Raw genomic sequence first — 26,147 nt, forward strand, 5'->3', positions numbered from 1 at the left:
CGAAGCCACCGCGCGGCTGTTGTACTCGGGTTCAATAGTGGCATCAGTCTCGTCCCGCTGTTGAACCCACGTCAAGTAAAGTGACGGCATGGCAGCCAGGCAGGGAGAGCGCCCCCGTCGCCGGCTCAGCACCGAGGAGCGGCGGGAGCAACTGCTCGCGGTCGGGGCCCGGCTCTTCTCGGAGAGCCCGTACGACGACGTGTGGATCGAGCAGGTGGCCGAGATCGCGGGTGTCTCCCGTGGGCTGCTCTACCACTACTTCCCGAACAAGCGGGTCTTCTTCGCGGCGGTCGTGGAGCGCGAGAGCGAGCGCATGCTGCGGATCATGACCCCCGCCCCCGGGGACTCGGCACGCGAGCGGCTGGCCAACGGGCTCGACGCGTTCCTCGTGTACGTCGAGGAGCACGCCCACGGCTTCCGGGCCTTCCATCGCTCCGACGCCACCGGGGACCAGACCGTGCGCAAGGTCTACCAGCGGGCGCTGGCCGTCCAGGAGGCCCAGATCCTGGCGGCCCTGGCCTCGGACGCGGAGTTCGCGGCGGCGCTCGACGGGCGGCCGGAGATGCGGCTGGCCGTGCGGGGCTGGCTGTCGTTCACGACGGCCGTCTGCCTGGAGTGGCTGAGGGGCTCGGAGTTGTCCCGGGAACAGGTGCGGGACCTGTGTACGCGGGCCCTGTTCGGGGTGCTCGTGCCCTGAGCCGGCGCCCCGGCCGGTTCGCCGCGGCGAACGAAAAGTCCACGGACTGCCGGACGGTGGTTGGCGTACGCCCCGATCTTCGATAGGTTAGGCAAGGCTTACCTAAGGGAGGTTTGGGATGGGTGACCGTCACACCTGGACGGCCGCGCCCGCCGCGGCGGAGCGTGCCCGCTCGGTGCTCGCGGCGGCGTGGTCCTGCGCGGTGACCGCAGAGGGCGGCCGCGAGGAGTTCGTCGGCGCGCACAGCGTCACGGAGGACGGCCGGGTGATCCTGTGCGTCCCCGAGGACAGTACGCTCGTCGCCGCCGCGATCTGCGCACCGCGCGGCGAGCCGTCCGCCGTGCTGGAGTTCGCCGATGTCGCGCCCGTCCCCGTGCGCAACCGTATCCGGGCCCGGCTCTGGATCGCCGGCTGGTTCGCGCCCAAGGGCGGCGACCTGGAGTTCAAGGCGACCCGCATCGTGCTGCGCGAGCCGTCGGGGGCGGTCGTGGTCGACCTCGACGAGTTCGCCGCCGCCGCACCGGACCCCCTGGCCACGGCCGAGTCCCGGCTGCTGACCCACCTCGCCGACGCCCACCCCGACGCCGTCGAACGCCTCACCCGGCTCGTCCCCCACGACAGCCTGCACGGCGCCGTACGCGTCCAGCCGCTCGCCGTCGACCGGCACGGCCTGACCCTGCGCATCGAGCGGGCCCGCGGCAACGGCGACGTACGCCTGACGTTCCACAAACCCGCCGACGACATGGCACAGCTCACCGAACGGATGCACATCCTGCTCTCGCGGGCGAGCGCCGCGTCCTGCCCGCGCGCCCTACAGCGGCAGCGCACAGACGGCGACGGGTGACGCGAACGGCGCGCCCGCGCGCCGCAGTTCACCGCTGTCCGCGTCGACCTCGAAGACGCTGACCGCGCTCGACCGCTGGAGCGCCGCGAACAACAGGCCGCCGTCCGGCGAGAGGGCGATCTGGCGCGGGAAGTCCCCGCCGACCGGAACGGTGTCCAGGAGCCTCAGCCGGGCGCCGTTCGCCTCGACCGCGTAACGCGTCAGGCTGTCGTGCCCCCGGTTGGCGAGGTACGCGTACGCGCCGTCCGGCGTCACGACGAACTGCGCCGGGTAGTTGGTGCCCGACCCCGTGCCCGTGGGCTGCGGCGGGCCCGGCGAGAGCCGCCCGCGGTCGGGTTCGTAGGCACAGACCACGACCGTGTTGTCGACCTCGTTGGCGAGATAGGCGTATCGGCCCTCGGGATGGAAGGTCAGGTGCCGGGGCCCCGCACCGGGGCGGACGCTCGCCCGGGAGACCTCGGTGAGCGTGCCCCGGGACTCGTCCAGCCGGTAGGTGTAGACCGTGTCGGTGCCCAGATCGACGGCGAGGACATGACCGCCGTCGGGGCTCGTGACGATCTGGTGCGCGTGCGGCCCGTCCTGGCCGGGGCCCGGCGCCGGAGCCCGGTGCACCACCAGGTCCGTGCGCTCGCCCAGCGCGCCCGACTTCTCGACGGGGTGCACGGCGACACTGCCCGAGCCGTAGTTCGCGCTCAGCAGCCATCGCCCGCTCGGGTGCACCGACTGATGACAGGGCGCCTCGCCGCCGCTGCTCCGGGTGCCGAGGACCTTGCGGTCGGACAGCCGTACGGCGGTCACCCCGCCCTCCGGCCGCTCGTTCACGGCGTACAGCGTCCGGCCGTCCGGGTGCACGGCGAGGTACGACGGGTCACCGACCCCGCTGATCGTCCCCTCACCGGTGACCCGGCCGCTCCGGGCGTCGTACGTCGCCATGCCGATGCCTTTGCCGCCGCCCTCGACCGAGGTGTACGCGCCGATGTAGAGCGGCCGGGGCCCGGTGCGGGTGGGGGAGGGCGAGGCGGTCGCGGACTCGGTGGCCGACCCGGCGCCGGCCTCCGCCGACGGGGCCGTCGGGGTGTTCGACGCGGGGGAGGACGACGTGGACCCGGCCGTCCCGTCGGACCCCGAGCAGCCCGCCAGGGCAGCCGGTACCGCTCCCGCCAACAGCCCCAGGGCGCGGCGCCTGCTCCAGCCGCCCCGGTCCCCAACCGTCTCGCTCGTCATTCGTGCACCTCGGGTGTCGGTTCTCTCGGCCGCCACCACCTTGACGGGTACGGGCGCCCCGGCGCAAAGCCGAAGGCGGGCGCCGCGCGCCGCGCGACACCCGCCGTTCGTCCGTGCGCGGGCGGTCGGGGCCGGCCCCCCCGGTCGCCTGTCTCTCCTGCCGGCCGTCTACCAGTCGCCGTCCTGGATCGGCTTGCCCGGAGCGTCACCGAGCGGCGTGACCTGGCCGGGGGTGGGTGCCTGCCACGGATCGAGGTCGTCGCCGAGCCAGTCACCGACGGGCTTCACCGTGCCGAGGGCGTCGGCCGGGGCCAGATCCTGGGCGTCGTTGTCGTAGTACTCGAACCACGGGAGCCCGGCCCGGGTGTACGCCGCGCGGTCCACGGGCGACGGCGGTGGCGCCTCCCCCGTGATGCGGCGCCACTCGGGCGGGGTGACCAGATGCACGAAGACCCGCCCGGCCGGCTGCTCGGCCCAGCTGCCGCGCGGCCAGGTGTCCCGGTAGACCTCCTGCCGCATCGACCCGCCGACCCCGAGACCCATCGCCGCCGGCGCCCGGGGAGGGGCCGCCGGAGCACTGCGCTGCGGTGCCGCGGCCGCCGCCGCCATCGGGTACGCGGCTCCCGGAGGCATCGGCCCGCCACCCGGCGCGGGCGGCAGCGGGGCGCCACCCGGCGCGGGGGGCAGGGGAGCTCCGGTGGCCGGCGGCGCCATCGGCACGGCACCCGGCGGCGGCATCGGTACCGGGCCTGTGCCGCCGTAGCCGCCGTACCCTCCGACGGAGCCGACCGCCCGCTCCCGCTCGGCCCGCAGCCGCTCCTCCCCGCGCCACACGGCCAACTGCTCGTCGTTCAGCGGGAACGACTGCAACTGCACGCCGCCGAACACCTCCTCGCCGGTGACCTGGCCCTCGACCGTGGCACCGAGCCCGAGGGGGACAGCCACGAACTGCCTGACCGTGCCCTTGCCGGAGTTGATGCCGTCCAGCCACGGCTGACGCGGGAGCACGACGTAGTTCTGCGGATCACGGGCGAGCGCGCCGGTCCACGGCTTGCCCGACACCGCGCACACCTTGCCCACGCCGACCTGGAGCGCGGCAGGTTCCGTGGAACCGCCGAAGTGCAGCCACATCGCCTCGCGCAGATACACGGGGAGCATCACGCCGCCGCGTGCCCGCATCTCCGGGGAGGTGGTGTGCGGATAGTCCTCGACCCGGCGGATCGGGAAGTCGCCCAGACCGGGCGGGAGTTGGTGCGTGCCCTGCTCCGGCAGGCGCAGGGTGCGGATGAAGCGCACCCGTACCCCGCCCGGCAGACGCAGTGTGGTCCCGTCGATCCGCACGGTGCCTTCGGCCATTCCGTACGCTCCCCTCGTCGTCATGTCGTGCCTGGTCCTTCGGCAGGACGTCGCGGCTGCGACCCCCTGCGGTCCGGCGTCACTTAGCACGTCCGACGAGGTCGGACCGGTTCCGCCGACGGGGGCGCACGATGCGTACACGGTCGCGCAGACGCGTGAGCCGGGGGGAGCGCTCGCGCTGTTCACGCGTGCAGCGGTCGAGCTCCTCCAGCAGCCGCTGGGACCGGTGCTCGGTGTCCAGCTCGTCCAGCATGCGGTTGACCTCCGTCAGCACCGCCCCGTGCAACTGCCAGTGGCTCGGGTCGCGCTGGACGTCCTCCAGGAGCAGCTGGGCGAGCTTGTCGCGGGTCGCGACGGCCGTCGACAACTCGGCGGCGAGCCGGTCCTCCGCGGACTCGGCGCTGCGGCTGACGTCGGTGGTGACCAGCACGGCGAAACTGACCACCGCGTCGCCGATCTCGGCGAGCAGTCGCTCGATGGCGGCCCCCGCCTGCGCGGAGAACAGCGGGCTCGGCTCCCGCTCCTTGGCGAGGTCGGTGAGGGTGCGGGCCAGCACCCGCAGGACCACCGTGCAGATCTCCAGCGTGTCCAGGCCGGTACGCAGCACCACCCGGTGCAGCAGGCCCTCCCGGACGCGCGGATTGAGCTTCAGACTGTCCTCCGCCTGCTTGAGGGCCGCGTCCACCTCGACGATGTCGAAGTCGAGCTCCCGGGCCTCGTGGAGCCGAGCCGCCGCGGCCTCCACCGGGGTGCGGCCCGCGGCCTCCTCGCCGACCCGTATCATCAGCCGCCGCATCCGCCGGGCCAGGTCCTCGATGGACTCACCGGCCGCCTCCACCCAGACCGGGGGAACGAGCAGCAGGTTGAAGGCGAGCCCGACGACCGCGCCGATCAGGGTCTCCAGGACCCGCGCCCAGGCCGTGTCACCGACCCGGGTGACGCCGAGCACCAGCATCGCGCTGATCGCCACCTCGGGCACGAACTCGCTCACCCGCACCAGATGCCCCACCGCGAGCGAGGCCAGGATGATCAGGGCGAGGCTCCACCAGGTGAGGCCCACCAGGACACTGAAGCCGATGGCGATGACGACGCCGGCGACCACCGAGTTCACCCGGCGGATACCGGTGGTGAGGGTGGAGTAGAGGGTCACCTGCACGACCAGGAGCGCGGTCAGCGGAGCCGTCAGGGGCGCCGCCTCCGGGCTGAACTGCAGCGCCACCACATAGGCCACCGTGGCGGCCGCCGCCGACCGCACCGACTGGACGATCACCGGGTCCTGTCGCCACTTCGCGACTCGGGTGTCGATCAGGCCCCACACATCACGTACGTCTCGCATCCTTGCGCTGTTCCCCTTCCGCCGCTCCACCGAACTCCTGACCGAGGACAGTAGTCACCTGGGTGAGGGGGGACGAGGTCGGGAGACCACGAGGTCAGGGGGCTCAGTCGTAGAGCTTCTCCAGGAACGCGGACAGGTTGCCCACCGTCCGGGCGATCTGCTCCTCCACGGTGAGGCTCTCCTCGAACCGGCTTCCGGCGTCGAGGGCCTTCTTGCCGCGCACGTAGAGCGAACACGCGAGGTCGGCGCAGAGGTACACGCCGACCGAGTTCCCCTCGCGCCCGGCCGTGCCCGCCTTCCGTGCCGTCATCAAGGAGACCCCGCCGCCCGGATGCGTCGTCAGACACACCGAGCACATGCTGCGGTGCAGGAACCCGCGTCGTGCGGAGGGAAGCCGCAGGGTGACGCCGACGACTCCTCCCTCGCGCTCGGCGACCAGGTAGCTCCGGTCGGGTGCCCCCGGATCCCGCCAGCCGAGGAAATCCAGATCCGCCCACGACCGCTGCTCCAGATCACGGGGCACGAAGATCCTCTTCGCCTCCCCCTTCGAGCAGTTGACGAACGAGGTGCGGATGTCCTGCTCGGTGAGTGTCTTCATGACGGGCCTGTTCTCCGGGGAGGGGTGACGATCGGATCAGAACCTAGGAGCACTAGGTTTTCACCTAAGGTACGAGGAATCGTCGGGAGAGGCCAATGGTTTTCGGGCTCGACGGGGGCTGCTCGGTCGGCGCGACGGTGGTGCGCCGGCGAAGGTCAGCCGCTCACTGCTCGCAGTGCTCCCGGCCTGCGGCCGTTGAGACGGTCCAGCGCGGTGGCCGTGGACTGGTCGGCCGGCAGATGCACCACCAGGCGACGGCCCTCGTCCGCGAGCACGAGCGTCTCGAACGACAGACGCAGGCGACCTGCCTCGGGATGCTCGACCACCTCGAGCCCAAAACGGGAGGGCGGGGCCGGAACAGCGGCGAGCCGGTCGCTGAACGGCGCTCCGGCCGCCGCCGTCAGCTCGTCGGCCAGGGCGGTGACATGAGGGTCGTACAGCGAGGACTCGTTGCGCAGATGGGCGACCTGCTCGTCGGCCACCCGGTCCCACCCGGGGAACACGGCGCGGGCCCGGTCGTCGGTGAACAGGTACCGCACCATGTTGGGAGGGTCGCCGTCGAGCAGACCGAGTGGACGGGCGTACCGCTCGTAGCCCTGTGTCCAGGCCACGAGGTCTCCCATCCGGTTGAGCAGGACGGCCGGCGCGGGCTCCAGACTCTCCAGGAGTGCCCGCAGGGTGGGGCGCACCGTGCGCTCCGGCGGTGCGTTGACCGCCTTGCACAAGTCCTTGTCCTCGCCGTGTTCCCTGAGCAACCGGTGCAACAGCACACGGTCCGCCGTCGCCAGCTGGAGGATGTCGCCGAGGGCGGCGAGGACCTTGGGCGAGGGGTTGCGGTCCCGTCCCTGTTCGAGCCGGGTGAGGTATTCGACACTGATGCCGGCGAGGGTGGCGAGCTCGGCGCGGCGCAGCCCCGGCGTGCGACGGCGAAAGCCCGCGGGCAGGCCTGCTTCGGCCGGGGTGAGGGCTTCGCGGCGGGTACGCAGGAAGGTGCCCAACTCGTTGTCGTTCACCTCTCGAACGTACAACGTGCCCCGGCGCGGAGGGTGGCCCTGTCACTACTACCCTTCGGCCGGTCTCCCCACCCCCGTCGCAGGGCCCGCACGATGAGGGCATGAGCAATGACCCCCCTGCGAAAACAGCTGTCACGTCCGTCGCCGCGCTGCCCCTCGCTCCCGGCGAGTGGGAACTCGACCCCCACCACTCATCGGTCGACTTCGCCATCCGCCACCTCGGGATCAGCAAGGTGCGCGGCCGGTTCACCGAGTTCACGGCCGGGCTGTACGTCGGTGAGACCCTCGACGACGTGCGGGTGACCTCCGAGATCGCCCTGGCCTCCATCGACACCGGGAACGCCGACCGCGACGCGCACACCCGCTCGGCCGAGCTGCTCGATGTGGAGAAGCGTCCGACGATGACGTTCCGCTCGACGCGGATCTCCGGGGACGGTGAGGACTGGACGTTGGCGGGGGACCTGACCATCGCAGACGTGACCCGCCCGGTCACGCTCGCTGTCGAGTTCGGCGGGGTGGTGGACTCCCCTCTGGATCACAGGAAGCACGCCGGGTTCGAGGCGACGGGCGAGATCCGGCGCGGCGACTTCGGGTTGGACTTCTTCCCCGGGCTCCTGGGTGAGGTCATCAAGATTCGCCTGGACATGCAGTTCGCCGGCCCGCGGACCCAGGACGCCTGACCAAGCAACGAGCCGCGCACCGCAGGGCGTTCGCGCGGGCACGACGATCGACGCACCCCACCACATGCGACTTCGACGAGGGGACCGACGACCTCGGGCCCCACGTCGGGAGGAGGACCGCACATGAGCAGTGCCCTTGTACGCAATCCAGGCGACGGCACCACCTGGAGCTACCACATGAACGTGGTCGAACAGGTGGTGAGCAACGCCGAGACGAGCGGATTGGTCAGCGTCACGCGTCAGATCGCGCGCCCCGACCAGGCGCCGCCCCTGCATACCCACAGCCGGGAGGACGAGAGCTGGATCATCCTGTCCGGCCGCGTCCGGTTCTGGGTCGGATCGACCTCGTTCGACGAGTGCGAGGTGTACGAGGCCGAGCCCGGCGCTTTCGTCTGGGGGCCCCGATCAGTCCCCCACAGCTACCAGGCCATCACATCGACCGCGGAACTCCTCGTCATGTGCAACCCCGGAGCCATCGAAGGCTACTTCCACGAGGCCGGAGCCACCGACTCGCGCAGCGACGCCCCGCACAGCCTCATGGAGGAGTACGGCTTCGTGATCCACGGCAACCCGCCCCCCGTCCCCCCGACGTACTGATCACGAGTGTCGTCGACGCTCGCCGGGCTCGATCATGGCGACGACATCCGGTGTGGTGGAACTGCCTGTACTGCACCACGCGGAGGTCTACGCGTCCCCAAGGCGATGCCCGGCTGACCGTTCACGGCAGGTCTACGCCAACAAGATCGCCGTCTCCTACTCCTGACCACGCCTGACGAAAGAGGTACGACCATGCCCGCCAGGGAGCCCGTCCATGTCGTCTGACCAGCTGATGATGCGCGCCGTCCGATACGACCGTTACGGAGGCCCCGAGGTGCTCTCCGTCGGTGACGTTCCGCGTCCGTCCCCCGGGCCGGGCCAGGTGCTCGTTCGGGTCCACGCATCCAGCGTCAACCCGATGGACGTGAAGATCCGCTCCGGCGGGCTGCGTCTGATATCCGGGCGACGCTTTCCCAAAGGCACCGGAGGCGACTTCGCCGGGGAGGTGGTCGCACTCGGCAGCAAGGTCACCGACGTCACGGTGGGCGAACACGTGTGGGGCATCCTCAGCGATGTCTCGGGACGGACGGGCGCGGCCGGCGAATACATCCTGGCCAAACCCCAGGCCATGAGCACAGCCCCCAGTGGCACGGACCTGGTGGCAGCCGCCGCCCTGCCCGCCGTCGGCATCACCGCACTGCGCGCCCTGCGGGACACCCTGCGCCTGCGCTCCGGCCAACGGCTGCTCGTGGTCGGCGCGAGCGGCGGCGTCGGCAGTACGGCGGTCCAGCTGGCCCACGCCTGGGGCGCCCACGTCACCACCATCGCCGGAGCCGCCAACGCCCCGTTCTGCCGCGAACTCGGCGCCGACGTGGCCCTGGACTACGCCACCACCCCGCCGAGCGCCCTCAAAGGGCAGTTCGACGCCATCCTCGACTGTCACGGGTCCTCGGTCCGCGACTACCGGCGCGCCCTGCGCCCCGGCGGTCGCATCGCCTCGCCCACCGCCGACGCCATACCCTTCGCCCTGCTGTCCACCGTCCTGCCCGGTCCGCGCGTACGCCTGATCGTGGCCAGCCCCCGCCGCGCGGACCTGGAGACCCTCGCCGATCACGTCGACAGGAAAGACCTGCGTCCGGTGATCGAGCGCGTGTATCCCCTGGACGAGATCCAGGACGCCCACCGAGCCACCGAAACCGGCCATGCCCGAGGCAAGCGCGTCATCCGCCTCGTTTAGCGCCTGGTACCACAGGGCTGGATTGCCGAACTCGCCCCCGCCGTCCGCTACTTCGGCTGTGACGCACCCGACGCGGACTTCCTGCACGCCCACCTGGCAGAGTGGGCCCACACGCGCAGGTCGACGAGGGGGATCGCAGTGGACGGAACGGAACGCGCGCGGCTGGCCCTCACGGCGGCGGGGCTGCCGCCCGAGAGCCTCGCCGAACGGAGGCCGCTCACCGGCGGCACGTACAACACGGTCGAGGAACTGCGCCTCACCGATGGCACCCGGCTCGTCCTCAAGATCCCCCCGCCGCCCACCACACCCGGTCTGGCCCACGAGCGCGAGCTCCTCGGCGCCGAGGCCGCGTTCTGCCGGGCCGCCGCGACCGTCGACGTCCCCGCCCCCCGCGTGGTCGGGGCCGCCTTCGACGAGAGCGCACCGGCGGGCCGCCACCTCCTCCTCACCCACTGCCCCGGCACCGGCTGGGACGGTCCGGCCACCGGCCGGGAAGCAGCGCTGCGACGGGAGTTGGGTGGCCTGGTCGCCCGGCTGCACCGGGTGACCGGCCCCGGTTACGGCTACCCCACCGGCGCCCTCGGCCCCCTCGCCCCCGACTGGCGCACCGCGTTCACCACCATGTACGAGGCCGTCCTCGACGACGCCCACCGGTTCGGCGCCTGGCTGCCCCGCCCCCTGGACGAGGTGGCCCGAACAGCGAAGTCCGCGTACGACGCCCTCGACGAGGTGACCGTGCCGCGACTGGTCCACTTCGACCTGTGGCCGGGCAACATCCTCGTGGAGCGCGGCGATCCCGCGCGCGTGGGCGGCCTGATCGACGGCGAGCGCATGTTCTGGGGCGACCCGGTCGCGGACTTCGTCTCGCTGGCGCTGCTGGGGGACGTCCGGCACGACACCGACCTCATGACCGGGTATCAAGAGGCGTGCGGCGTCGCCGAGTTCACGCCGTCGGCTGCCCGGCGGTACGCCCTCTACCGCAGCTACCTCGACCTGATCATGCTGGTGGAGACGGTGCCGCGCGCCATCGACGGCGAGGACCTCGCATGGCGGCGGGAGCGGGTGGCACCGCACCTGACGGCCGCCCTGGACGAGCTGGCCGAGAGCGCCTGACACCTCGTGGTTTGAGCCGATCAGGTCGAGGTACCCGCGCGCGGTGCACGACAGCAGGAAGGAGCACGCCGTGGACGAACACCGCCTGGAGGGTCCCGGCGAGCACCCGGACCCCATACCGAGGGACATGCCCGACCAGCAGGTGACCGAGGGCGAGGACCCGTGGGAGGCGGCCCCGACGCGTGCCGCCGACGACGAGCGGGACGAGGACACCGGCGACGAGGCCACCGACGTGCCCGACACGGACGAGGCCGGGACCGGACGGCAGGGCGCCCCGCGATCGGGCTCCGCCAACCCCGAGCAGCCCGTACCCGACGAGCCCTCCGGCTGACCCATGCCCGCCGGCCCCTCGGCCGTGTGCTCCCCGCAAAGACCTGGCCCTGCAAGGACTCGGCGCCTCCCCGGTGGGACCCGGGGAGGCGCCGTCATGTCCGGGACATCCGTGCCCGGGGTGACCGCCGTGCTCAGCCGACCTTCCGCCCCCGCAGCGGTTCCGTGTCCGCCCCGGCCCCCTGCCGCAACCCCTCCAGGAACTCCTCCAGCACCTCCACCGCCGTGCGCTCGGGCCGCCAGCGCAGCTCGTCGCGGGCCTTCGTGCAGTCCATCAGCGGCAGCCGCAGTACGGCGTCGAAGAGGTGTGGCGAGGCGGGCAGCAGCCGGAGGTTCCACGCGGCGGCGATCGCCGAGCGGGCCGCGACCCGGGGCAGCCGCACCGGACGGGACCCCAGCACCTCGCTGAGCAGCTCCGCGTCCACGGGCGACTCCGCCGCGAGGTTGAAGGCGCCGCGCGCATCGGAGTGCAGGGCCAGCCGATAGGCCCGGGCGGCGTCGTCCGTGTGCAGGGCCTGCACCTTCAGCCCGGGGATGTCGGGCAGGAACGGCAGCAGGTCGGGCCGGGCCAGCTGCCCCGGCAGGAAACGCCCGCCGAAGATGCGGCGCTGCTCGCTCGCCGACTCCCGCTTGAACAGGAACGCGGGCCGCATCCGCACCACCCGCACCCCGGGGTGCTCGTGCTCGAAGGAGTCCAGGGCCCGCTCCAGATACGCCTTCTCCCGGCAGTACGCGGCGTCCGGCCAGCCGTGCGTCGGCCACGACTCGTCGACCGCGCGGCCCTTCGGCCCGGGGGAGTAGGCGCCGACCGACGAGGCGTGCACCAGCGTCGGCACCTTGGCCGCCGCCACCGCCTCGAAGACCCGGATGCTGCCCAGCACATTGGTCCGCCAGGTCGCGGCCGGATCGTGCGTCGGCTGGAACGCCCAGGCGAGATGGACGACCGCGTCCGCCCCCTCGAACTCCTTGACCAGATCGGCCTGCTCGGACCCGACGTCCACGGCCGACCAGTCCGTCTTCGCGGGGGCCCAGTCGGGGACCCGCCGGGCCAGTCCCCGTACCCGGTCGACCTGCGCGTCCTCCGCGAGCAGCCGCACCAGACTCGTCCCCACATTGCCGGTGGCGCCAGTGACCACGATCCTGCCGCCGGATTCTCCGTTCACCGCAGACTCCCCTCGTGTACTTGATTCCTCCCGGAGCCGCCCACGAGTACCCGGCCCCGGAGGATGCACGCGGCCACTACCGGCCACACCGGCGGTGCACGTGGAAAAGGAGAAGCCCCGACCGGGACGGGGGAATCACGGTCGGGGCGGTCTGTGTGTGGGTGCGGATGGCGGTCGCCTCTCGGCGAAAGGCTCCACAGGGCTTCAGCCGAACGATCGTCCCTGTGGGCTAAAGGTGAGGCCCGGGGACACTGTCCCATCCACACCCACGGTTGGTTCAACGGGAAAGTACCAGGGGGTGTTCCTTCCCTATCCGGACAATGCCGGTGATCTGCATCACGTCGCACCAGGCCGCCCAGAGCGGCTCTCACCAGGTCATTCCTCCTGGCCCAGCGGACTCTCCTCCAGGGCGGCCAGCAGATGGGCCGGATTCCGGAACACCGCCTCCGCGCCGGCCGCCTCCAGTTCGGGCCGTGGAATGCCGCCGCAGAGCACCGCCACACAGTGCACCCCGGCCCGGGCACCCGCCCGCATGTCCCAGACGGTGTCCCCGACGAACACCGACCGCTCGGCCTCGGCCCCCGCCAGTTCCAGGGCCTGCTCGACCGGATCCGGCGCCGGCTTCCCCCGGGCCACGTCATCGGCGCTCGCCGTCGCCATGATGGCGTCGTCGGCCCCGATCGCCCGCCGCAACGCGGCCAGCTCGGCCCCGCCCGCCGAGGTCGCCAGCACCACGCTCCAGCCCTGCCCGTCCAGCCGGCGCAACAGCCGCCCGGCGTCCGGCAGCGCGGGCAGCCGGTCGAAGTACGTCCCGTACAGCGCCTTGTGCGCCGCACTCAGCGCGTCCTTCTCCGCGGGATCGCGCTCCTCACCCAGCAGATGCGTGATGAGGTCCCCGGACGGCAGCCCCACGGCCCGATGGATGTCATGCATGGCCACGTCGTGCCCACCCTGCCGAAACGCCTCCCACCAGGCGACGACATGGAGATGATTGGTGTCGACGAGGGTCCCGTCGACATCGAACACAGCAGCCTTCTTCATGGCTCACCTTCCTGCGAGACGATCACATCCGCGCCCCGAAAGGGGCGCGGGGAACTGCGCGACCAGCCACAAGCCGACCCGCACCCGCCGCGTCACGGAAACCCCCCGAGCTCTCAGGCACGCGACACCCCCTCCGGCACCTTCCGATCACGCGCCCACCCCAATACCTCCTCCATCCCCCAGGTCGTCACCACCCTCCCCGCCGGCACCCCGCACTCCTCCGCCCGGGCACACCCGTGCACCTGCCACGTCAGCTGCCCCGGTGCGTGGGCGTCCGTGTCGATCGAGAACAACACCCCCGCCTCCACGGCCCGCCGCAGCAGCCGCCGAGGAGGATCCAGCCGCTCCGGCCGGGAATTGATCTCCACGGCCGTCCCGGTCTCCGCGCACGCCGCGAACACCGCGTCCGCGTCGAACTCCGACTCCGGCCGTCCCCGCCCGGTGACCAGCCGCCCCGTGCAGTGCCCGAGCACATCGGAGTGCGGATCGCGCACCGCGGCGACCATCCGCCGGGTCATCGACCGCGCGTCCATCCGCAGCTTGGAGTGCACGGACACCACCACCACGTCCAGCCGGTCCAGCAGCTCCGGCTCCTGGTCCAGCGAACCGTCGTCGAGGATGTCGCACTCGATGCCGGTGAGCAGCCGGAACGGCGCCCATGTCTCGTTCAGCGCGGCCACCACGTCCAGCTGCTCCCGCAACCGCTCCGGGGACAGGCCGCGGGCGACGGTCAGCCGGGGGGAGTGGTCGGTGAGGACCGTCCACTCGTGGCCGAGGCGCGCGGCGGTCCGGCCCATCTCCTCGATCGGGCTGCCGCCGTCCGACCAGTCCGAGTGCACATGGCAGTCGCCCCTGATCAGTTCCCTCAGCGCCGCTCCCGCGTCACCCTCCGTCAGCGGGGCCTCGGCCTCCTGCTCCAATTTCCGCAGATAGCCCGGCACCTCCCCGGACAGCGCCTCACGCGCCACCTGCGCGGTCTTCGGCCCGACTCCCTTCAGCGACTCCAGCGAGCCCGCGGCCGCCCGCTCGGCCACCTCGTCGGCCGGCAGAGCGCCGAGCACGGCGGCGGCCGTACGGAACGCGCGTACGCGATAGGTGGGGGCCAGGTCGCGCTCCAGCAGGAAAGCGATCCGGTCCAGGGCCTCGACGGGATCCATGGCGCCTCCTGCCTTCCGCTTCCAGCGTCGCCCAGCCCCCGGGTACCCGCACGGCGGCCGTACGATCACGGGCGAGGCCGGACGGTCCGGACCGATCCCCGCCCGTCCTCACCCGGTCACCGGCCGCCGGACCGGCCTACCCTCGAGACATGACCGAAAGCGCGAGCCCCTACATTTCCCATCCCCGGGTCCTGGTGCTCGGGGTGCAGCCCGGTACGCCACCGTTCCGGATCGTGGAGATCGACGGTCAGGTGGTCGGCGAGGCGAAGCGGTTGACGGACGTCCTCCAGGCGGCCGCCGCGTACGGGGTCGTCGTGCACGACCTCGACGACCCGGACCAGGTCCGCTGGGTGGGCGGCGGCAAGTTCACCTGGACGTTGCGCTAGCCCCCTTGGACGCGGTGCCGGTCTCCTTGCGCCGGCCCACCCGCAGGCGCTGGAGCCAGGCGCCGCGCGCTGCCTTGGGCTGAGCCGGGGCCTTGCCCCGAGCCGGGGCCGCACGTCGTGCCGGTGCGGGCTTCGGCTCCTGCGCCCGGGCGTGGACGGCCCGGCCGAGGCGCCGGCCCAGCAGCAGATAGCCCAGCAGCGCGCCCGCCGTGTTGAGGATGACGTCGTCGATGTCGAAGGCCCGCCCGGTGACGACTGCGCCCTGCACCAGTTCGACCAGCAGCATCATCAGCGCCGTCAGCGCGGGCACCCGCAGCAGACCGCGCGCGCCGGGCGCCAGCACCGGCAGCAGGATCCCGAACGGCAGGCCCAGCAGGACGTTCCCGCCGACCTGCTTGAGCGCGTCGCGCGCGTCGGGGTGGTGCCAGTAGAGCTCCAGGGAGGCGCCGGGCCGGAGGTTGCTGTGGGTGAGCGTCTCCGACGCCGGGGACGGCTGGAGGGTGATCCCGGCCAGCACCGCCCCGAACGCCACCATCGCCAGGAACGCCAGGGCCATCGCCAGCAGCCGCAGGGGCAACGGGAGCGGCCGTCGACCGGCCTCGGCCGCCGGGGCACGGCGGCCGGAGGCGGTGGAACGGGAACGTGACGTGGTGCCGGCCATGCGACCCTCCCGATTTCAACTTCCCTCTGTGTCAAGGTGGTTACCCCCGAAGCGGCCCGCGATGCCCGCCCGTGGGCCCCCGTGCGAGAAGTCGTCAGCCGGGTCCCGCCGGGTTTGGGCCCGTCCTTCGGGGGCACCCGGGGTCCGAGTGACAGGGACCCGCTCCCGTTCGAGGGGCGCCGGCCGGGCGCCCGGGAGCGGTTGGGGCGTGGGAGGGCGTGGACGTACGTCGGTCACGGACGGTCCGGCGTACGACGCGCCCTCCCCGCAGCCGGGGAGGGCGCCGGTGTCCCGTCAGGACCCGTACGTCACCTTGTCCGGTCAGGACCCGTAGGTCACCTTCACCTCCTCGAAGCCGAGCGACTTCAGCAGTCCTTCGAGCATGTCGGTGGTGTTGGCCTCGGCCCGTTCCGTCAGCTTGCTCTCCTTCGCGGCGTCCCCGATGTGCTTGACGGCGAGGCGCTGCACGGCCTGCTCGCCGTTGGGGTTGTCGGAGAACAGATCGCCGAGGCGGTCGAGCAGGCCACGCTCCTTGGAGACGGCGTAGGAGTGCTCGGTGTCGAGGGCCGGCTTGCCGAGCTGGGCGTGCGGGAGGTCGATGGTGGCCGAGGTGCGGTCCTCGTTCATCTTCACGTCGTTCTCGCCGACCTTGCCGAGGTCGACATAGGCGTCCACGGTCCCCGCGCCCACGTACAGCGTGCGGGTGCCGCGGATCGCGTCCGGCAGGTACTTGGCGTCCTTCTCGAGGTCGACGACCACCTGGAAGTTGCCCGAGGCGGCGTCGTATCGGCTCATGTCCTGGATGGACTTCAGGAGCGTCGGTCCCGAGCGGTCGTGCTCCTCGGTGCCGAACACGTCGTCCAGCCCTCCGAAGACCAGCATCCGCAGCGCGGCCAGCAGCACCACGATGAGGATGACCACGGCGGCGAGCAGCTTGGCCCAGCCGGGCACACGGGTGCGCTTGATGGACGTCGTCATGTCGACGGTCCTCCTTCCTCTTTCAACGAATGCCCTCAAAGGCACGCGGGGAACGCCGACTTGGCGATTGTCCGGCGCGGAGCGGCCAGTAGCATGAGCCGCGCAACCCGTAATGATCATGTTCATGCGAGGAGCCGACCGTGCGTGACATCGCCGTTTTCACCGGCAGCGCCCACCCCGAACTCGCGGAGGAGGTCTGCGCGCACCTCGGGGTACCGCTGAGTCCGTCCCGGGTGAGCCGGTTCGCCAACGACTGTCTGGAGGTGCAGCTCCAGGCCAACTGCCGGGAGAAGGACGTCTTCCTGGTCCAGCCGCTGGTCGCGCCGGTGCAGGAGCATCTCGTCGAACTGCTCCTGATGTGCGACGCGGCGCGCGGGGCCTCGGCCGGCCGGATCACCGTGGTCATGCCGCACTACTCGTACGCCCGCTCGGACAAGAAGGACGCGCCGCGTATCTCCATCGGCGGGCGGCTGGTCGCCGATCTGATGGTGTCGGCGGGTGCCGGCCGGGTGCTCGCCATGACGCTGCACTCCCCGCAGGTGCACGGCTTCTTCTCGGTGCCGGTCGATCATCTGCACGCGCTGCGCGAACTGGCCGCCCACTTCCGGCGCCACGACCTGACGCGTACGACGGTGGTGTCACCGGACCTGGGCAACGCCAAGGAGGCGGCGGCGTTCGCGCGGATGATCGGCGCGCAGGTCGCGGCGGGTGCCAAGCAGCGGTTCGCCGACGACCGGGTGAGCATCAGCTCGGTGATCGGAGAGGTGGCCGGGCGGGATGTGATCGTCCTGGACGACGAGATCGCCAAGGGCAGTACCGTCCTGGAACTCCTGGAGCGGCTGCGGGAGTTGGGGCCGCGTTCGATCCGGGTGGCGTGCACCCACGGGCTGTTCGCGGCGGGCGCCCTGAAACGGCTGAGCGAGCAGCCCGACGTCCTGGAGATCGTCTGCACCAACACCGTGCCGGTCCCCGTGGAGGAGCGCACCGACAAGCTCAAGGTGCTCTCCATCGCCCCGGCCCTCGCGGAGGCCGTACGCCGTATCCACAACGGCGAGTCCGTCAGTGCCCTGTTCGACGCGCCGGCGGGCGGTGAGTGACGCGAGGGCTGACGGGCGGGGCGGGGTCATAACGTGCCGGACGCGGCCTCGGGCAGTTCCAGGGCCGCGTCCAGGGACGGGGCGGGCGGCAGCAGCCTGGCGAGGCCGGTGACCTTGAGGACGCGCAGGGTGAGCGGGTGGGTGCAGACCAGGCGCAGTTCGCCGTCGCGGTCGAGCACCCGCTGCCGGGCCCGGTGGAGCAGCCGCAGCCCGGAGCAGTCGAAGAACTCGACGTGCCGGAGGTCGATCACGATTCGGGCGCCGGGGCGGCCGGTCTCCGCGTCGAGCTGCGGAATGATCTCCACGGTCGCCGCGATGTCGATCTCGCCGTGCAGTTCGAGCACGCGGTGGCCGCGGTCCGTGCGGACGCGCAGGTACCCGGTCGCGGGCGGTGTGGGGTCGCTCGACACGACGGCATCGCCTCCTACCGGCCTCTGTGAGGGTGTGAGGGCCAAAACCCTTCCCCGCCCTGCAAGTTACCCTCGTCAGAGTGAATTTCAGCATGTTCGATTGACATATGTCTTCGATTTCTCCGGCAAGCTGTCCGGAGTTTTGCGCAGCGCCCCCTACGACAGCGCGTGCCACGCCTTGGACAGTGCCTGCCGGAACTGGTCGGCCTGGTGCGCGGTGAGGTCGCTGATCATGCGTTCCTCCAGGTCACGCATGGGCTCGGCGTAGTGGGCGAGCAACTCGCGCCCCTCGTCGGTCAGCAGGATCAGCAGCTCGCGCCGGTTGCGTGGATTGCGCTCCCGGCGCACGAGTCCCCGGTTCTCCAGGCTGCGGACGAGATCCGCGACGGACTGGGCCGTGACGAACGAGTCGCGGGCCAGCTGGGCGGCCGAGAGCCCGTCATGGCGCTCCAGGACCGTGAGCGACGTGTACTGCAGGGCCGTGATCCCGGCCGGCTTCACCAGCTCGTCCAGGCGCGAGCGGACAACGAGCTCGACCTGCTTGACCATGTAGAGGAGGGAGGGAGGTGCTTTGGTGCCGACCATGGGGTCAGCGTAAGGCATTGACAGGAAACCTGTGTGTAATGAAACTGCGAACCAACAGGATTCCTGTTGGTTGAAAACTTGGCGATCATCGCTGGACAAGCTGGGGAGTGGACAATGACGACCACCTTCGAGAACGGGCCCGGGCGGCTGTTCATCGGTGGACAGTGGCGTGAGGCGGCCGACGGAGCACGCGCCGACGTGATCGACCCGTCCACGGGCCAGGTAATCACGACGGTCGCGGAGGCGGGCGCCGCCGACGTCGACGCCGCCGTACGCGCCGCGCGCGAGGCCTTCGACAGCGGCACGTGGTCCGGGCTGAGCGGCCGGGAGCGCGGCCGGATCCTGAACCGGGTCGCCCAGCTCATCCGGGAGAACGCCGACGAGATCGCGGCCATCGAGAGCCGTGACGTCGGCAAGCCCATCACGCTGGCGCACGCCGTCGACGTGACGAACACGGCCAACGACTACGAGTACTTCGCCTCCCTCGCCTGGAGCCTGGACGGCTCCGCCCGCGACGTACCGAACAACCGCCTCGCCTACACCAGGCGCGGCCCGATCGGCGTGGTCGGCGCGATCACCCCGTTCAACTTCCCGCTGATCCTGGCCGGCACCAAGATCGCCCCGGCTCTCGCGGCCGGCAACACGGTCGTGCACAAGCCGGCCGAGGAGACCCCGCTCAGCGCCCTCTACATGGCGGGCCTCCTCAAGGAGGCGGGAGTCCCGGACGGCGTCTACAACGTCGTCACGGGTACGGGCCCCGTCGCGGGCGAGGCGCTGCTGCGCAACCCCGGCGTCGACAAGATCGCCTTCACCGGCTCCACCGCCACCGGCCGGCACGCGGCGAGCGTCGCCGGCGAGGGGCTGAAGCAGGTCACCATGGAGCTGGGCGGCAACGCGGCGCACGTCGTCTTCGAGGACGCCGACCTCGAGAAGGCCATCGGCGCCATCATCGGGGGCTTCGTCTTCAACACCGGCCAGTTCTGCATGGGCGGCCCCCGCCTCCTCGTCGCCCGTTCGGTCCACGACACCGTGCTCGGCATCCTCGCCGAGGCAGTGCCGGGCGTGCCGATCGGCGACCCCCGGCAGCCCGAGACCGTCATCGGCCCGATGGCCGGCGAGCGGCACCTGAAGAAGGTCGAGGAGTACGTCGAGCTGGCCCGCAAGGAGGGCGGCCGCATCGTCTGCGGCGGCGAGCGCCTCGACCTCGACGGCGGCTACTACTACAAGCCCACCGTCATCGCCGACCTCGCCAACGACTCCCGGGTCGTCCAGGAGGAGGTCTTCGGGCCGGTCCTCACCGTGCAGCCCTTCGACTCCGAGGACGAGGCCGTCGAACTGGCCAACTCCACGCCGTACGGCCTCGCCTCCGGCATCCAGACCACGAACCTCACGCGCGCCCACCGAGTGGCCGACCGCCTCCAGGCCGGCATCGTCTGGGTCAACGACTGGCCGATGCTCGACCCGGCCGTCCCCTTCGGCGGGGTGAAGGCCTCCGGCTTCGGCCGCGAGTACGGCCCCGAGGCCCTGGAGTCGTACACCAAGGTCAAGTCCGTCGTCGTCTCCCTCGACTGAGCACCTTTCCCGGGACCACCCGGTGAGCCGTCGGACCGGTTCGGCGGCTCACCGACAGAACAAGGAGTTCATGAGCATGTCCACCACCACACGTGCCGCCGTGGTCGAGTCCGGGGGCGCGCCCTTCACCCTCTCCGAGGTCGTCCTCGACCAGCCGGCGCAGGGCGAGGTCCTGGTCCGCATGGTCGCGGCCGGGCTCTGCCACACCGACCTGGGCGTCGCGAGCGGCGGGCTGCCCTTCCCGCTGCCCGGCGTGCTGGGCCACGAGGGTGCCGGTGTCGTCGAGGCCGTGGGCCCGGGCGTCACCACCGTCGCGCCGGGCGACCACGTCGTGCTGTCCTTCACCTCCTGCGGCGGCTGCCAGAACTGCCGCGACGGGCACCCGGCGTACTGCGCCACCTGGCTGCCGCTCAACCTGATCGGCGGCCGCCGCGCCGACGGCACCAGCACCATCAGCCGTGACGGCCAGGACCTCGGCGGTCACTTCTTCGGCCAGTCCTCCTTCGCCGAGCGGGCCCTGGTCGACGAGCGCGGCCTCGTCAAGGTCGATCCGGACGTACCGCTCGACTCCATCGCCCCGCTCGGCTGCGGCGTCCAGACCGGCGTCGGCGCCGTCTGGAACGTGCTGGAGCCCCGGCCGGGCAGCACCGTCGTCGTCCTCGGCGCCGGAGCCGTGGGCCTGTCCGCCGTGATGGCGGCCAACCTGACCCCCGCGACCACGGTCGTCGCCGTGGACAAGGTCGGCGAGCGCCTGGAACTGGCGAAGGAGCTGGGCGCCACCCACACGGTGAACGCGAGCGAGGTCGCCGACCTCACCGAGGCGATCATGGAGATCACCGGCGGCCGGGGCGCCGACGGCGTCGTCGAGACCACCGGCAGCGTCTTCGTGCTCCGCAAGGGCGTCGACGCCCTCGCCGCACGCGGCACCCTCGTCATCGTGGGCGCCCCGCCGTTCGGCACCGAGGTCTCCCTCGACGTCAACGGCATGCTCGGAGGCAAGCGCGTCGTCGGCCTCACCCTCGGCGACAACGAGATCCAGACAGCCATCCCGGTCCTCGTCCAGCTCGTCAAGGAGGGCAAGCTCCCGCTCGACCGGCTGATCAGCCGCTACAAGTTCGAGGACATCGACCAGGCGGTCGCCGACATGAGCGGCGGCAAGAGCATCAAGCCGGTGCTCACCTTCTGAGTTCCGGCCGCCCGAGAAGCCATTTCCCGCCGGGGCACGTTACTCCCCACGTGTCCCCGGCCCTGTGGGTGACCTGTACACCAGGTCACCCACAGGGCTGTTCAGCGGCTGCGGTGCAGGGCTACCAGCAGCTGCCACGCCTGGTCGGCGATCTCCCGCGGGGTGCCGTCGAGCAGGCCGTGCAGCCAGTCGGCGAGGACCCCCGCGAAGGTGGCCGCCACGGCGGACGCCACCAGCGGGGCGTCCGCGGCCCCCGCGAGCTCGCGCTCGCGCAGGCTGTAGGCGCGCAGGTCCCGGTGCAGGACCCGGCCGAGCGGCCCACCGCCACCGGGCAGGAGCAGCGCCCGGTACAGGGCGGCGTGCGGTGCGAGACCGGCGAAGAACTCCGGCAGGGCGGCCGGCGCCCGCACCGGGTCGGGGCGCCCCCGCCAGGCGTGCAGCGCCTCCACGGCCTCCCGTACGACATCGGCGCAGGCGTCGACGGCCAGCGACTCCAGATCCGGGTAGTGCACGTAGAACGTGGCCCGGCCGACCCCCGCCCGGCGGACCAGCGCGGCCACGCTGACCTCGTGCAGCGGGTGCCGGGCGCACTCGTCGAGGAGGGCCTCCCGCAGCCTGGCCCGGGTGCGGGAGGCCCGGGGGTCCTCCGTGGCCCGGGGCTCGCCGGCGGTCATCCGGCGACGAGGACGGCGGCCAGGGCGAGCGCCCCGGGCAGCGCCTGGGCGACGAGGATGCGGCGGTTGGCGGTGGCGGCGCCGTACACGCCCGCGACGATCACACAGGACAGGAAGAAGATCTGCGCCCGGTAGCCGGTCGGGTCGTCGGCGATCAGGCCCCACACCAGACCGGCGGCGAGGAAGCCGTTGTAGAGGCCCTGGTTGGCGGCGAGCGAGGCCGTCCGCCGCGCCATCTCGGCGTCCAGCCCGTGGAAGGACATCCCCGGCTTCTTCTGCCACAGGAACATCTCCATCACCAGGATGTACGCGTGCAGCACGGCCACCAGCGCGACCAGCACGTTCGCCAGGATCTCCATGGTCAACAGACTCCGTCGTTCACTCGCTGTCTCGGATACTTCTTGGACAGGTGTCCACTATAGCTGGACGACTGTCCAGGAAGTCCAGGCCTTCAGGCAGTGTGCGGGGGTGAGTGCTGGTCCGGCTGCGACGGGTTGTCAGAGCCGACCGCTAGGTTCCGGTCCATGAGTGAGCCAGAGGTGATCGTGCGGCGGGCCCGCGCCGAGGACGTACCGGGGATCGTCGTCTCCAGCTCCCTGCTCTTCGCCGAGGACGGCGGCGAGCGGGACCCCAGCCTGAACGTGGACTGGCCGCGCCTGCACGGCGCCGAGGCCTTCACGGCCGCCCTCCAGGACCCGGGCAGACTGCTGCTGGCCGCCGTGCGCGACGGTGAGGTCGTCGGCCATCTGTCGGGATCGATGTCCGGCCCCACCGCCATGCGGCCCGTCGGATCGGCGACCCTCATGGCGCTGTACGTACGGCCCGAACACCGGCGGTCCCGGGTCGGGGCCCGGCTGGTCGACACCTTCCTGGCGTGGGCGCGGGAGGAGGGTGCGGCGCACGCGGAGGTGACCGCCTCGGCGGGCAACGCGGACGGCATCCGGTTCTACGAGCGGGAGAAGTTCCGTCCCCAGGCGGTCACGCTGCGGCTGAACCTGTAGTCCGCGGGTACCCGGGGAGCGTATGGGCGGCGGTGGACCCTCCCCCGCGCCCGGGATCCCGTACGGAGGAGACATGGCACTGGTACAGGCGGGCTTCGTGGTGCTGGACTGCGCCGAGCCGGAGAAGCTCGCGGTGTTCTACAAGGAGCTGCTCGACGCGCGGGAGACGGACGCGACCGCCAACCGCGTGGAGATCGAGGGCGCCTGCGGTGCCCGTATGGCGTTCCGCCGGGACGTCAACGCCGTCCCGCCCAGCTGGCCCCGCCCCGAGAACTCCCTCCAGGCCCATCTCGACTTCTACGTCGATGACCTCGACGAGGCCGAGCGGCTGATCGTCTCCCTGGGCGGACGCCCGGTCGACACCAAGGACGCAAGCGGCCCCTTCGAGGAACGCGGCTACTCAGACCCGGCCGGCCACTCCTTCACCCTACGCCGCGAACACCCGACGGCCCCGAAGCAGGGCTAGCCGGGCGGGCGAACGGCCGGGTGGCCCCGTGTGGGGCCACCCGGCCGGTAGCTCGGCGTCAGTCGCGGCCTCCCTTCTCGGGGGCCGGCCAGACTCCGGTGGACCGTTCGATGGCCTTGGCGCCCGTGCGGTCCACCGCGCTGCGCACGACTGCGAAGATCGCGCCCTGGACGGCCGCCGCCAGCAGGATCTCGCCCCAGCCGCGGTCCCGGTCCAGCGCGTCGGGCGCGTCGTCCTCGTGCCGGATCAGCTTCCAGGTCTTGCGGAACGCGGCCGAGGCCACCGCACCGCTCACCCAGCCCAGCGCGAAGCCGACCGGCTTGTAGGCGACGGGCAGCTTCTTCTTCTTGGACATCTGGTCCTCCTCCTTCGCTTCGTGATGCCGTCCGGTCACGGACGGCCCTGCGGGGCCACGACCTCGGCGGCCGGCACCGGCCCCGGCGGCGTGCCGTCCCCGAACGGGCTGCCGCCCAGGTCCGCCCGCCCGTGGGGGGCGAGCCAGCCCGCCAGATCCGGCCCGAGCGGCACCACGGCGGTCGGGTTGATGCCCGTGTGCACCTGGTAGTAGTGCCGCTTGATGTGGTCGAAGTCGACGGTGTCGCCGAATCCGGGGGTCTGGAAGAGATCACGGGCGTACGCCCACAGCACCGGGTCCTCCGCCAGCTTCCAGCGGTTGCACTTGAAGTGACCGTGGTAGACGGGGTCGAAACGCACCAGGGTGGTGAAGAGCCGGATGTCCGCCTCCGTGATCGTCCCGCCCACGAGGTAGCGCTGCCCCGCCAGCCGCTCCGACAGCGCCTCCAGCCGCCGGAACACCCCGGCGCAGGCCTCCTCGTACTCCTTCTGCCCGGTGGCGAAGCCCGCCCGGTACACGCCGTTGTTGACGTCCTCGTAGACCTCCGCCATCACCGTGTCGATCTCGTCGCGCAGGGCCTCGGGATACAGGTCGGGCGCACCCTCGCGGTGCAGACCGCTCCACTCGGTGGCGAGGTCGAGGGTGAGGCGCTGGTAGTCGTTGGTGACCAGCTCACCGCTCGGCACGTCCACGACCGCCGGGACGCTGACCCCGCCCGGGTAGTCGCTCTCCCGCGCGTCGTACGCCTCCTTCAGGAAGCGGATGCCGAGCACCGGGTCGCGGCCGTCCGGGTCGAGCGTGAACCGCCAGCTCCGGTCGTCCTGGATCGGGTCGGCGACGGCCATCGACAGGGCGTCCTCCAGGCCCAGCAGCCGCCGCGCGATCACCGCCCGGCTGGCCCAGGGGCAGGCCCGGCTGACCACCAGCCGGTAGCGGCCCGCCTCCACCGGCCAGCCGTCGCGGCCGTCGGCGGTGATCCGGTCCGCGAAATGGCTCCTGGACCTCTTGAACGCCTTTCGCCCGTACGCCTCGTTGCCCTCACCGACACTCATGCCGTCCGTCCTCCCGGCCCGTCCGGATACGTCTGCCCTGATGAGGGTTCCCCGAATTCCGCGACCCCCACGGTGTGAGCACGACCGGTCGGGGCAAGCGGCGAACGTGACCCGGACACCACCAGACACCGAGACGGCGAACGAGCGGGGCGGGGCGGTTCTCGAAGGACCGGGGACCCGGGAGGAAAGCGGGACGAGGGAGGAGAGTGGGACGCGGGAGGACCGCAGGACCAGGATCACGGTCCTCGTCGCTCTCGGCGCCAACCTTCTGATCGCCGCGGCCAAGACCGTCGGCGGGCTCCTCGCCGGATCGCCCGCCCTCCTCTCGGAGGCCGCCCACTCGGTCGCCGACAGCCTCAACGAGGTCTTTCTCCTCGCCGCGCTGCGCCGCAGCCGCCGCCCCGCCGACGCCCGGCACCCCTTCGGCTACGGCAAGGAGCGCTTCTTCTGGTCCCTGCTGGCCGCCGTCGGCATCTTCGTGATGGGCGGCTGCTTCTCCTTCTACCAGGCCGTGCACGCCCTGACGTCCGAGAGCGCGGAGTCCTACGACGGCTATGTCGCCGGCATCGCCGTCCTCGGCGTGGCCCTCCTCTCCGAGGGGGCCTCACTGCTGCGCGCCCTGCACCAGGTGCGGCGGCAGGGCGGTGTCGACGGACTGAAGGATCCGGCGCTGCGCACGGTCGTCGCCGAGGACGGCACGGCGGTCCTCGGGGTGACCCTCGCGATCGCCGGGATGGCCCTGCACATGGTGACCGGCCAGGTGATCTGGGAGGCGTCCGCGTCCTTCGCGATCGGGGCCCTGCTCGTGTACGTCGCCTACTGGCTCGGCCGGGATGCGCGGGAGCAGCTCATAGGGGTCGCCGCCGACCCCGAACCCAGCCGGAAGATCCGCTCCCTGCTGGAGGCACAGCCCGAGATCGACACCGTCGAGGCCCTGCTCACCATGCAACTCGGCCTGGATTCGACCCTGGTGGCCGCGCGTGTGGACCTGGTCCCCGGCCTCGACAGCGAGGAGGTCGAGCTGGTCGCCGTCCGCATCAAGCGCTCCATCGCCCATGTCGTCCCCGAGGCCGACCAGATCTTCCTCGACGTGACGGAGAAGACGGGGCCGGGGAAGCGGGCAGGAGAAAGCCCCGCCGCGACGGGGGAACGCGGCGGGGCCTGAGACTCGGGTGCCCGGCCCTTCGGGGAACATGCGCGTCTAAGCGAAGTTTTTCTTGCCGGTGCCGGTGCCGGTGCCGGTGCCGGTGCCGGTGCCGGTGCCGGTGCCGGTGCCGGTGCCGGGGCGGGTGCGGGTGCGGCTGTGGGTGAGTGGGGCTTCTCGCGCAGTTCCCCGCGCCCCGTGAGCGCCGCAGGCCCTCACGGGCCTGCGGCCTTTCGGGCCGAAAAGCAGGGGCG

General features: G+C 71.8%; 31 protein-coding genes. 15 read left to right on the top strand and 16 right to left on the bottom strand.

Annotated features, from left to right (window positions below):
- The first annotated feature begins 88 nt into the window (after positions 1-88).
- Together PUR53_RS15475 and PUR53_RS15480 are read left to right on the top strand one after the other, a co-directional pair.
- Positions 89-697, top strand: a complete 609-nt coding sequence (locus tag PUR53_RS15475) for a TetR/AcrR family transcriptional regulator (RefSeq protein WP_329897999.1) — start codon at positions 89-91, stop codon at positions 695-697.
- Positions 698-815: 118 nt separating this feature from the next.
- Positions 816-1,541, top strand: coding sequence for a DUF2470 domain-containing protein (locus PUR53_RS15480; protein WP_329898000.1), 726 nt, complete (start codon positions 816-818; stop codon positions 1,539-1,541).
- Here the strand turns inward: PUR53_RS15480 and PUR53_RS15485 are convergent.
- The 5 genes from PUR53_RS15485 to PUR53_RS15505 form a co-directional block, all read right to left on the bottom strand.
- Positions 1,509-2,765: a lactonase family protein gene (locus PUR53_RS15485; protein ID WP_329908611.1), complete on the bottom strand. Its 1,257-nt coding sequence runs from the start codon at positions 2,763-2,765 to the stop codon at positions 1,509-1,511. The genes PUR53_RS15480 and PUR53_RS15485 overlap by 33 nt on opposite strands.
- A gap of 168 nt (positions 2,766-2,933) precedes the next feature.
- Positions 2,934-4,121: a hypothetical protein gene (locus tag PUR53_RS15490; RefSeq protein WP_329898002.1), complete on the bottom strand. Its 1,188-nt coding sequence runs from the start codon at positions 4,119-4,121 to the stop codon at positions 2,934-2,936.
- Positions 4,122-4,200: 79 nt separating this feature from the next.
- On the bottom strand, positions 4,201-5,457 hold the full coding sequence (locus PUR53_RS15495; RefSeq protein ID WP_329908612.1) for an FUSC family protein: 1,257 nt from the start codon (positions 5,455-5,457) through the stop codon (positions 4,201-4,203).
- A 103-nt stretch (positions 5,458-5,560) separates the two neighbouring features.
- A complete protein-coding gene (locus PUR53_RS15500) occupies positions 5,561-6,055 on the bottom strand; it encodes an FBP domain-containing protein (protein ID WP_329908614.1) in 495 nt (164 codons plus the stop codon).
- A gap of 155 nt (positions 6,056-6,210) precedes the next feature.
- Positions 6,211-7,068 carry a helix-turn-helix domain-containing protein gene (locus PUR53_RS15505; protein ID WP_329908615.1) on the bottom strand — a complete coding sequence of 286 codons (858 nt, stop codon included), beginning with the start codon at positions 7,066-7,068 and terminating at the stop codon, positions 6,211-6,213.
- A 101-nt stretch (positions 7,069-7,169) separates the two neighbouring features.
- On the opposite strand from PUR53_RS15505, the gene PUR53_RS15510 reads away from it, so the two are divergent.
- The 6 genes from PUR53_RS15510 (at position 7,170) to PUR53_RS15535 (ending at position 10,966) form a co-directional block, all read left to right on the top strand.
- Complete coding sequence (locus tag PUR53_RS15510) at positions 7,170-7,748, top strand: YceI family protein (protein ID WP_329898006.1); 579 nt, start codon at positions 7,170-7,172, stop codon at positions 7,746-7,748.
- A 123-nt stretch (positions 7,749-7,871) separates the two neighbouring features.
- Positions 7,872-8,345, top strand: coding sequence for a cupin domain-containing protein (locus PUR53_RS15515; protein WP_329898007.1), 474 nt, complete (start codon positions 7,872-7,874; stop codon positions 8,343-8,345).
- Positions 8,346-8,379: 34 nt separating this feature from the next.
- Positions 8,380-8,511 (top strand): hypothetical protein, encoded by a 132-nt coding sequence (locus PUR53_RS15520; RefSeq protein WP_329898008.1) that lies wholly within the window; start codon positions 8,380-8,382, stop codon positions 8,509-8,511.
- Positions 8,512-8,559: 48 nt separating this feature from the next.
- Entirely contained in the window at positions 8,560-9,522 is a 963-nt protein-coding gene (locus PUR53_RS15525; RefSeq protein WP_329908616.1) for an NAD(P)-dependent alcohol dehydrogenase, read from the top strand.
- A 138-nt stretch (positions 9,523-9,660) separates the two neighbouring features.
- Positions 9,661-10,635, top strand: coding sequence for a phosphotransferase family protein (locus PUR53_RS15530; RefSeq protein ID WP_329908618.1), 975 nt, complete (start codon positions 9,661-9,663; stop codon positions 10,633-10,635).
- A 70-nt stretch (positions 10,636-10,705) separates the two neighbouring features.
- On the top strand, positions 10,706-10,966 hold the full coding sequence (locus tag PUR53_RS15535) for a hypothetical protein (protein WP_329898158.1): 261 nt from the start codon (positions 10,706-10,708) through the stop codon (positions 10,964-10,966).
- 133 nt (positions 10,967-11,099) lie between these two features.
- Here the strand turns inward: PUR53_RS15535 and PUR53_RS15540 are convergent, their stop codons facing one another.
- The 3 genes from PUR53_RS15540 to PUR53_RS15550 form a co-directional block, all read right to left on the bottom strand.
- Positions 11,100-12,128 (bottom strand): SDR family oxidoreductase, encoded by a 1,029-nt coding sequence (locus tag PUR53_RS15540; protein WP_329908620.1) that lies wholly within the window; start codon positions 12,126-12,128, stop codon positions 11,100-11,102.
- A 375-nt stretch (positions 12,129-12,503) separates the two neighbouring features.
- Complete coding sequence (locus PUR53_RS15545; protein ID WP_329898012.1) at positions 12,504-13,169, bottom strand: HAD family hydrolase; 666 nt, start codon at positions 13,167-13,169, stop codon at positions 12,504-12,506.
- 113 nt (positions 13,170-13,282) lie between these two features.
- Entirely contained in the window at positions 13,283-14,326 is a 1,044-nt protein-coding gene (locus PUR53_RS15550) for a PHP domain-containing protein (protein ID WP_329908621.1), read from the bottom strand.
- A 149-nt stretch (positions 14,327-14,475) separates the two neighbouring features.
- Here PUR53_RS15550 and PUR53_RS15555 point away from each other — a divergent pair, with 149 nt between their 5' ends.
- A complete protein-coding gene (locus PUR53_RS15555) occupies positions 14,476-14,712 on the top strand; it encodes a hypothetical protein (RefSeq protein ID WP_329898014.1) in 237 nt (78 codons plus the stop codon).
- Here PUR53_RS15555 and PUR53_RS15560 read toward each other — a convergent pair.
- Positions 14,693-15,373 carry a VanZ family protein gene (locus PUR53_RS15560; RefSeq protein ID WP_329908622.1) on the bottom strand — a complete coding sequence of 227 codons (681 nt, stop codon included), beginning with the start codon at positions 15,371-15,373 and terminating at the stop codon, positions 14,693-14,695. The two genes, PUR53_RS15555 and PUR53_RS15560, sit on opposite strands and share 20 nt — an antisense overlap.
- 321 nt (positions 15,374-15,694) lie before the next feature.
- Complete coding sequence (locus PUR53_RS15565; protein WP_184902648.1) at positions 15,695-16,351, bottom strand: DUF4230 domain-containing protein; 657 nt, start codon at positions 16,349-16,351, stop codon at positions 15,695-15,697.
- Positions 16,352-16,491: 140 nt separating this feature from the next.
- Here PUR53_RS15565 and PUR53_RS15570 point away from each other — a divergent pair, with 140 nt between their 5' ends.
- Positions 16,492-17,448, top strand: a complete 957-nt coding sequence (locus PUR53_RS15570; RefSeq protein WP_329908623.1) for a ribose-phosphate diphosphokinase — start codon at positions 16,492-16,494, stop codon at positions 17,446-17,448.
- 26 nt (positions 17,449-17,474) lie between these two features.
- Here PUR53_RS15570 and PUR53_RS15575 read toward each other — a convergent pair whose 3' ends face one another.
- Together PUR53_RS15575 and PUR53_RS15580 are read right to left on the bottom strand one after the other, a co-directional pair.
- Positions 17,475-17,858 (bottom strand): anti-sigma factor antagonist, encoded by a 384-nt coding sequence (locus PUR53_RS15575; RefSeq protein WP_329908624.1) that lies wholly within the window; start codon positions 17,856-17,858, stop codon positions 17,475-17,477.
- A 156-nt stretch (positions 17,859-18,014) separates the two neighbouring features.
- The gene (locus tag PUR53_RS15580; RefSeq protein ID WP_329898019.1) at positions 18,015-18,443 is read right to left on the bottom strand and encodes a MarR family winged helix-turn-helix transcriptional regulator; all 429 of its coding nucleotides are present in this window, start codon (positions 18,441-18,443) and stop codon (positions 18,015-18,017) included.
- A 114-nt stretch (positions 18,444-18,557) separates the two neighbouring features.
- On the opposite strand from PUR53_RS15580, the gene PUR53_RS15585 reads away from it, so the two are divergent.
- Together PUR53_RS15585 and PUR53_RS15590 are read left to right on the top strand one after the other, a co-directional pair.
- Positions 18,558-20,015, top strand: coding sequence for an aldehyde dehydrogenase family protein (locus PUR53_RS15585; protein ID WP_329898020.1), 1,458 nt, complete (start codon positions 18,558-18,560; stop codon positions 20,013-20,015).
- 76 nt (positions 20,016-20,091) lie between these two features.
- Positions 20,092-21,201 carry an NAD(P)-dependent alcohol dehydrogenase gene (locus PUR53_RS15590; protein WP_329898021.1) on the top strand — a complete coding sequence of 370 codons (1,110 nt, stop codon included), beginning with the start codon at positions 20,092-20,094 and terminating at the stop codon, positions 21,199-21,201.
- Positions 21,202-21,302: 101 nt separating this feature from the next.
- Here PUR53_RS15590 and PUR53_RS15595 read toward each other — a convergent pair whose 3' ends face one another.
- Complete coding sequence (locus PUR53_RS15595; RefSeq protein WP_329908625.1) at positions 21,303-21,875, bottom strand: TetR/AcrR family transcriptional regulator; 573 nt, start codon at positions 21,873-21,875, stop codon at positions 21,303-21,305.
- A complete protein-coding gene (locus tag PUR53_RS15600; RefSeq protein WP_329898023.1) occupies positions 21,872-22,234 on the bottom strand; it encodes a DUF1304 domain-containing protein in 363 nt (120 codons plus the stop codon). Before PUR53_RS15600 ends, PUR53_RS15595 begins: the two co-directional genes overlap by 4 nt.
- 165 nt (positions 22,235-22,399) lie before the next feature.
- Between PUR53_RS15600 and PUR53_RS15605 the strand changes: the two genes are divergently transcribed.
- Together PUR53_RS15605 and PUR53_RS15610 are read left to right on the top strand one after the other, a co-directional pair.
- Positions 22,400-22,876 (top strand): GNAT family N-acetyltransferase, encoded by a 477-nt coding sequence (locus PUR53_RS15605; protein ID WP_329898024.1) that lies wholly within the window; start codon positions 22,400-22,402, stop codon positions 22,874-22,876.
- 73 nt (positions 22,877-22,949) lie between these two features.
- The gene (locus PUR53_RS15610; protein WP_329898025.1) at positions 22,950-23,342 is read left to right on the top strand and encodes a VOC family protein; all 393 of its coding nucleotides are present in this window, start codon (positions 22,950-22,952) and stop codon (positions 23,340-23,342) included.
- Between the two features lie 58 nt (positions 23,343-23,400).
- Here PUR53_RS15610 and PUR53_RS15615 read toward each other — a convergent pair whose 3' ends face one another.
- Together PUR53_RS15615 and PUR53_RS15620 are read right to left on the bottom strand one after the other, a co-directional pair.
- Positions 23,401-23,697, bottom strand: coding sequence for a DUF4235 domain-containing protein (locus tag PUR53_RS15615; RefSeq protein ID WP_045560053.1), 297 nt, complete (start codon positions 23,695-23,697; stop codon positions 23,401-23,403).
- 35 nt (positions 23,698-23,732) lie between these two features.
- Positions 23,733-24,749: a glutathione S-transferase family protein gene (locus tag PUR53_RS15620; protein WP_329898026.1), complete on the bottom strand. Its 1,017-nt coding sequence runs from the start codon at positions 24,747-24,749 to the stop codon at positions 23,733-23,735.
- Positions 24,750-24,855: 106 nt separating this feature from the next.
- Here PUR53_RS15620 and PUR53_RS15625 point away from each other — a divergent pair, with 106 nt between their 5' ends.
- Entirely contained in the window at positions 24,856-25,914 is a 1,059-nt protein-coding gene (locus PUR53_RS15625; protein ID WP_329908626.1) for a cation diffusion facilitator family transporter, read from the top strand.
- Positions 25,915-26,147: the final 233 nt, after the last annotated feature.

It is taken from the genome of Streptomyces sp. SP18BB07 (assembly GCF_036322545.1).
GTDB classification, from domain to species: domain Bacteria; phylum Actinomycetota; class Actinomycetes; order Streptomycetales; family Streptomycetaceae; genus Streptomyces; species Streptomyces deccanensis.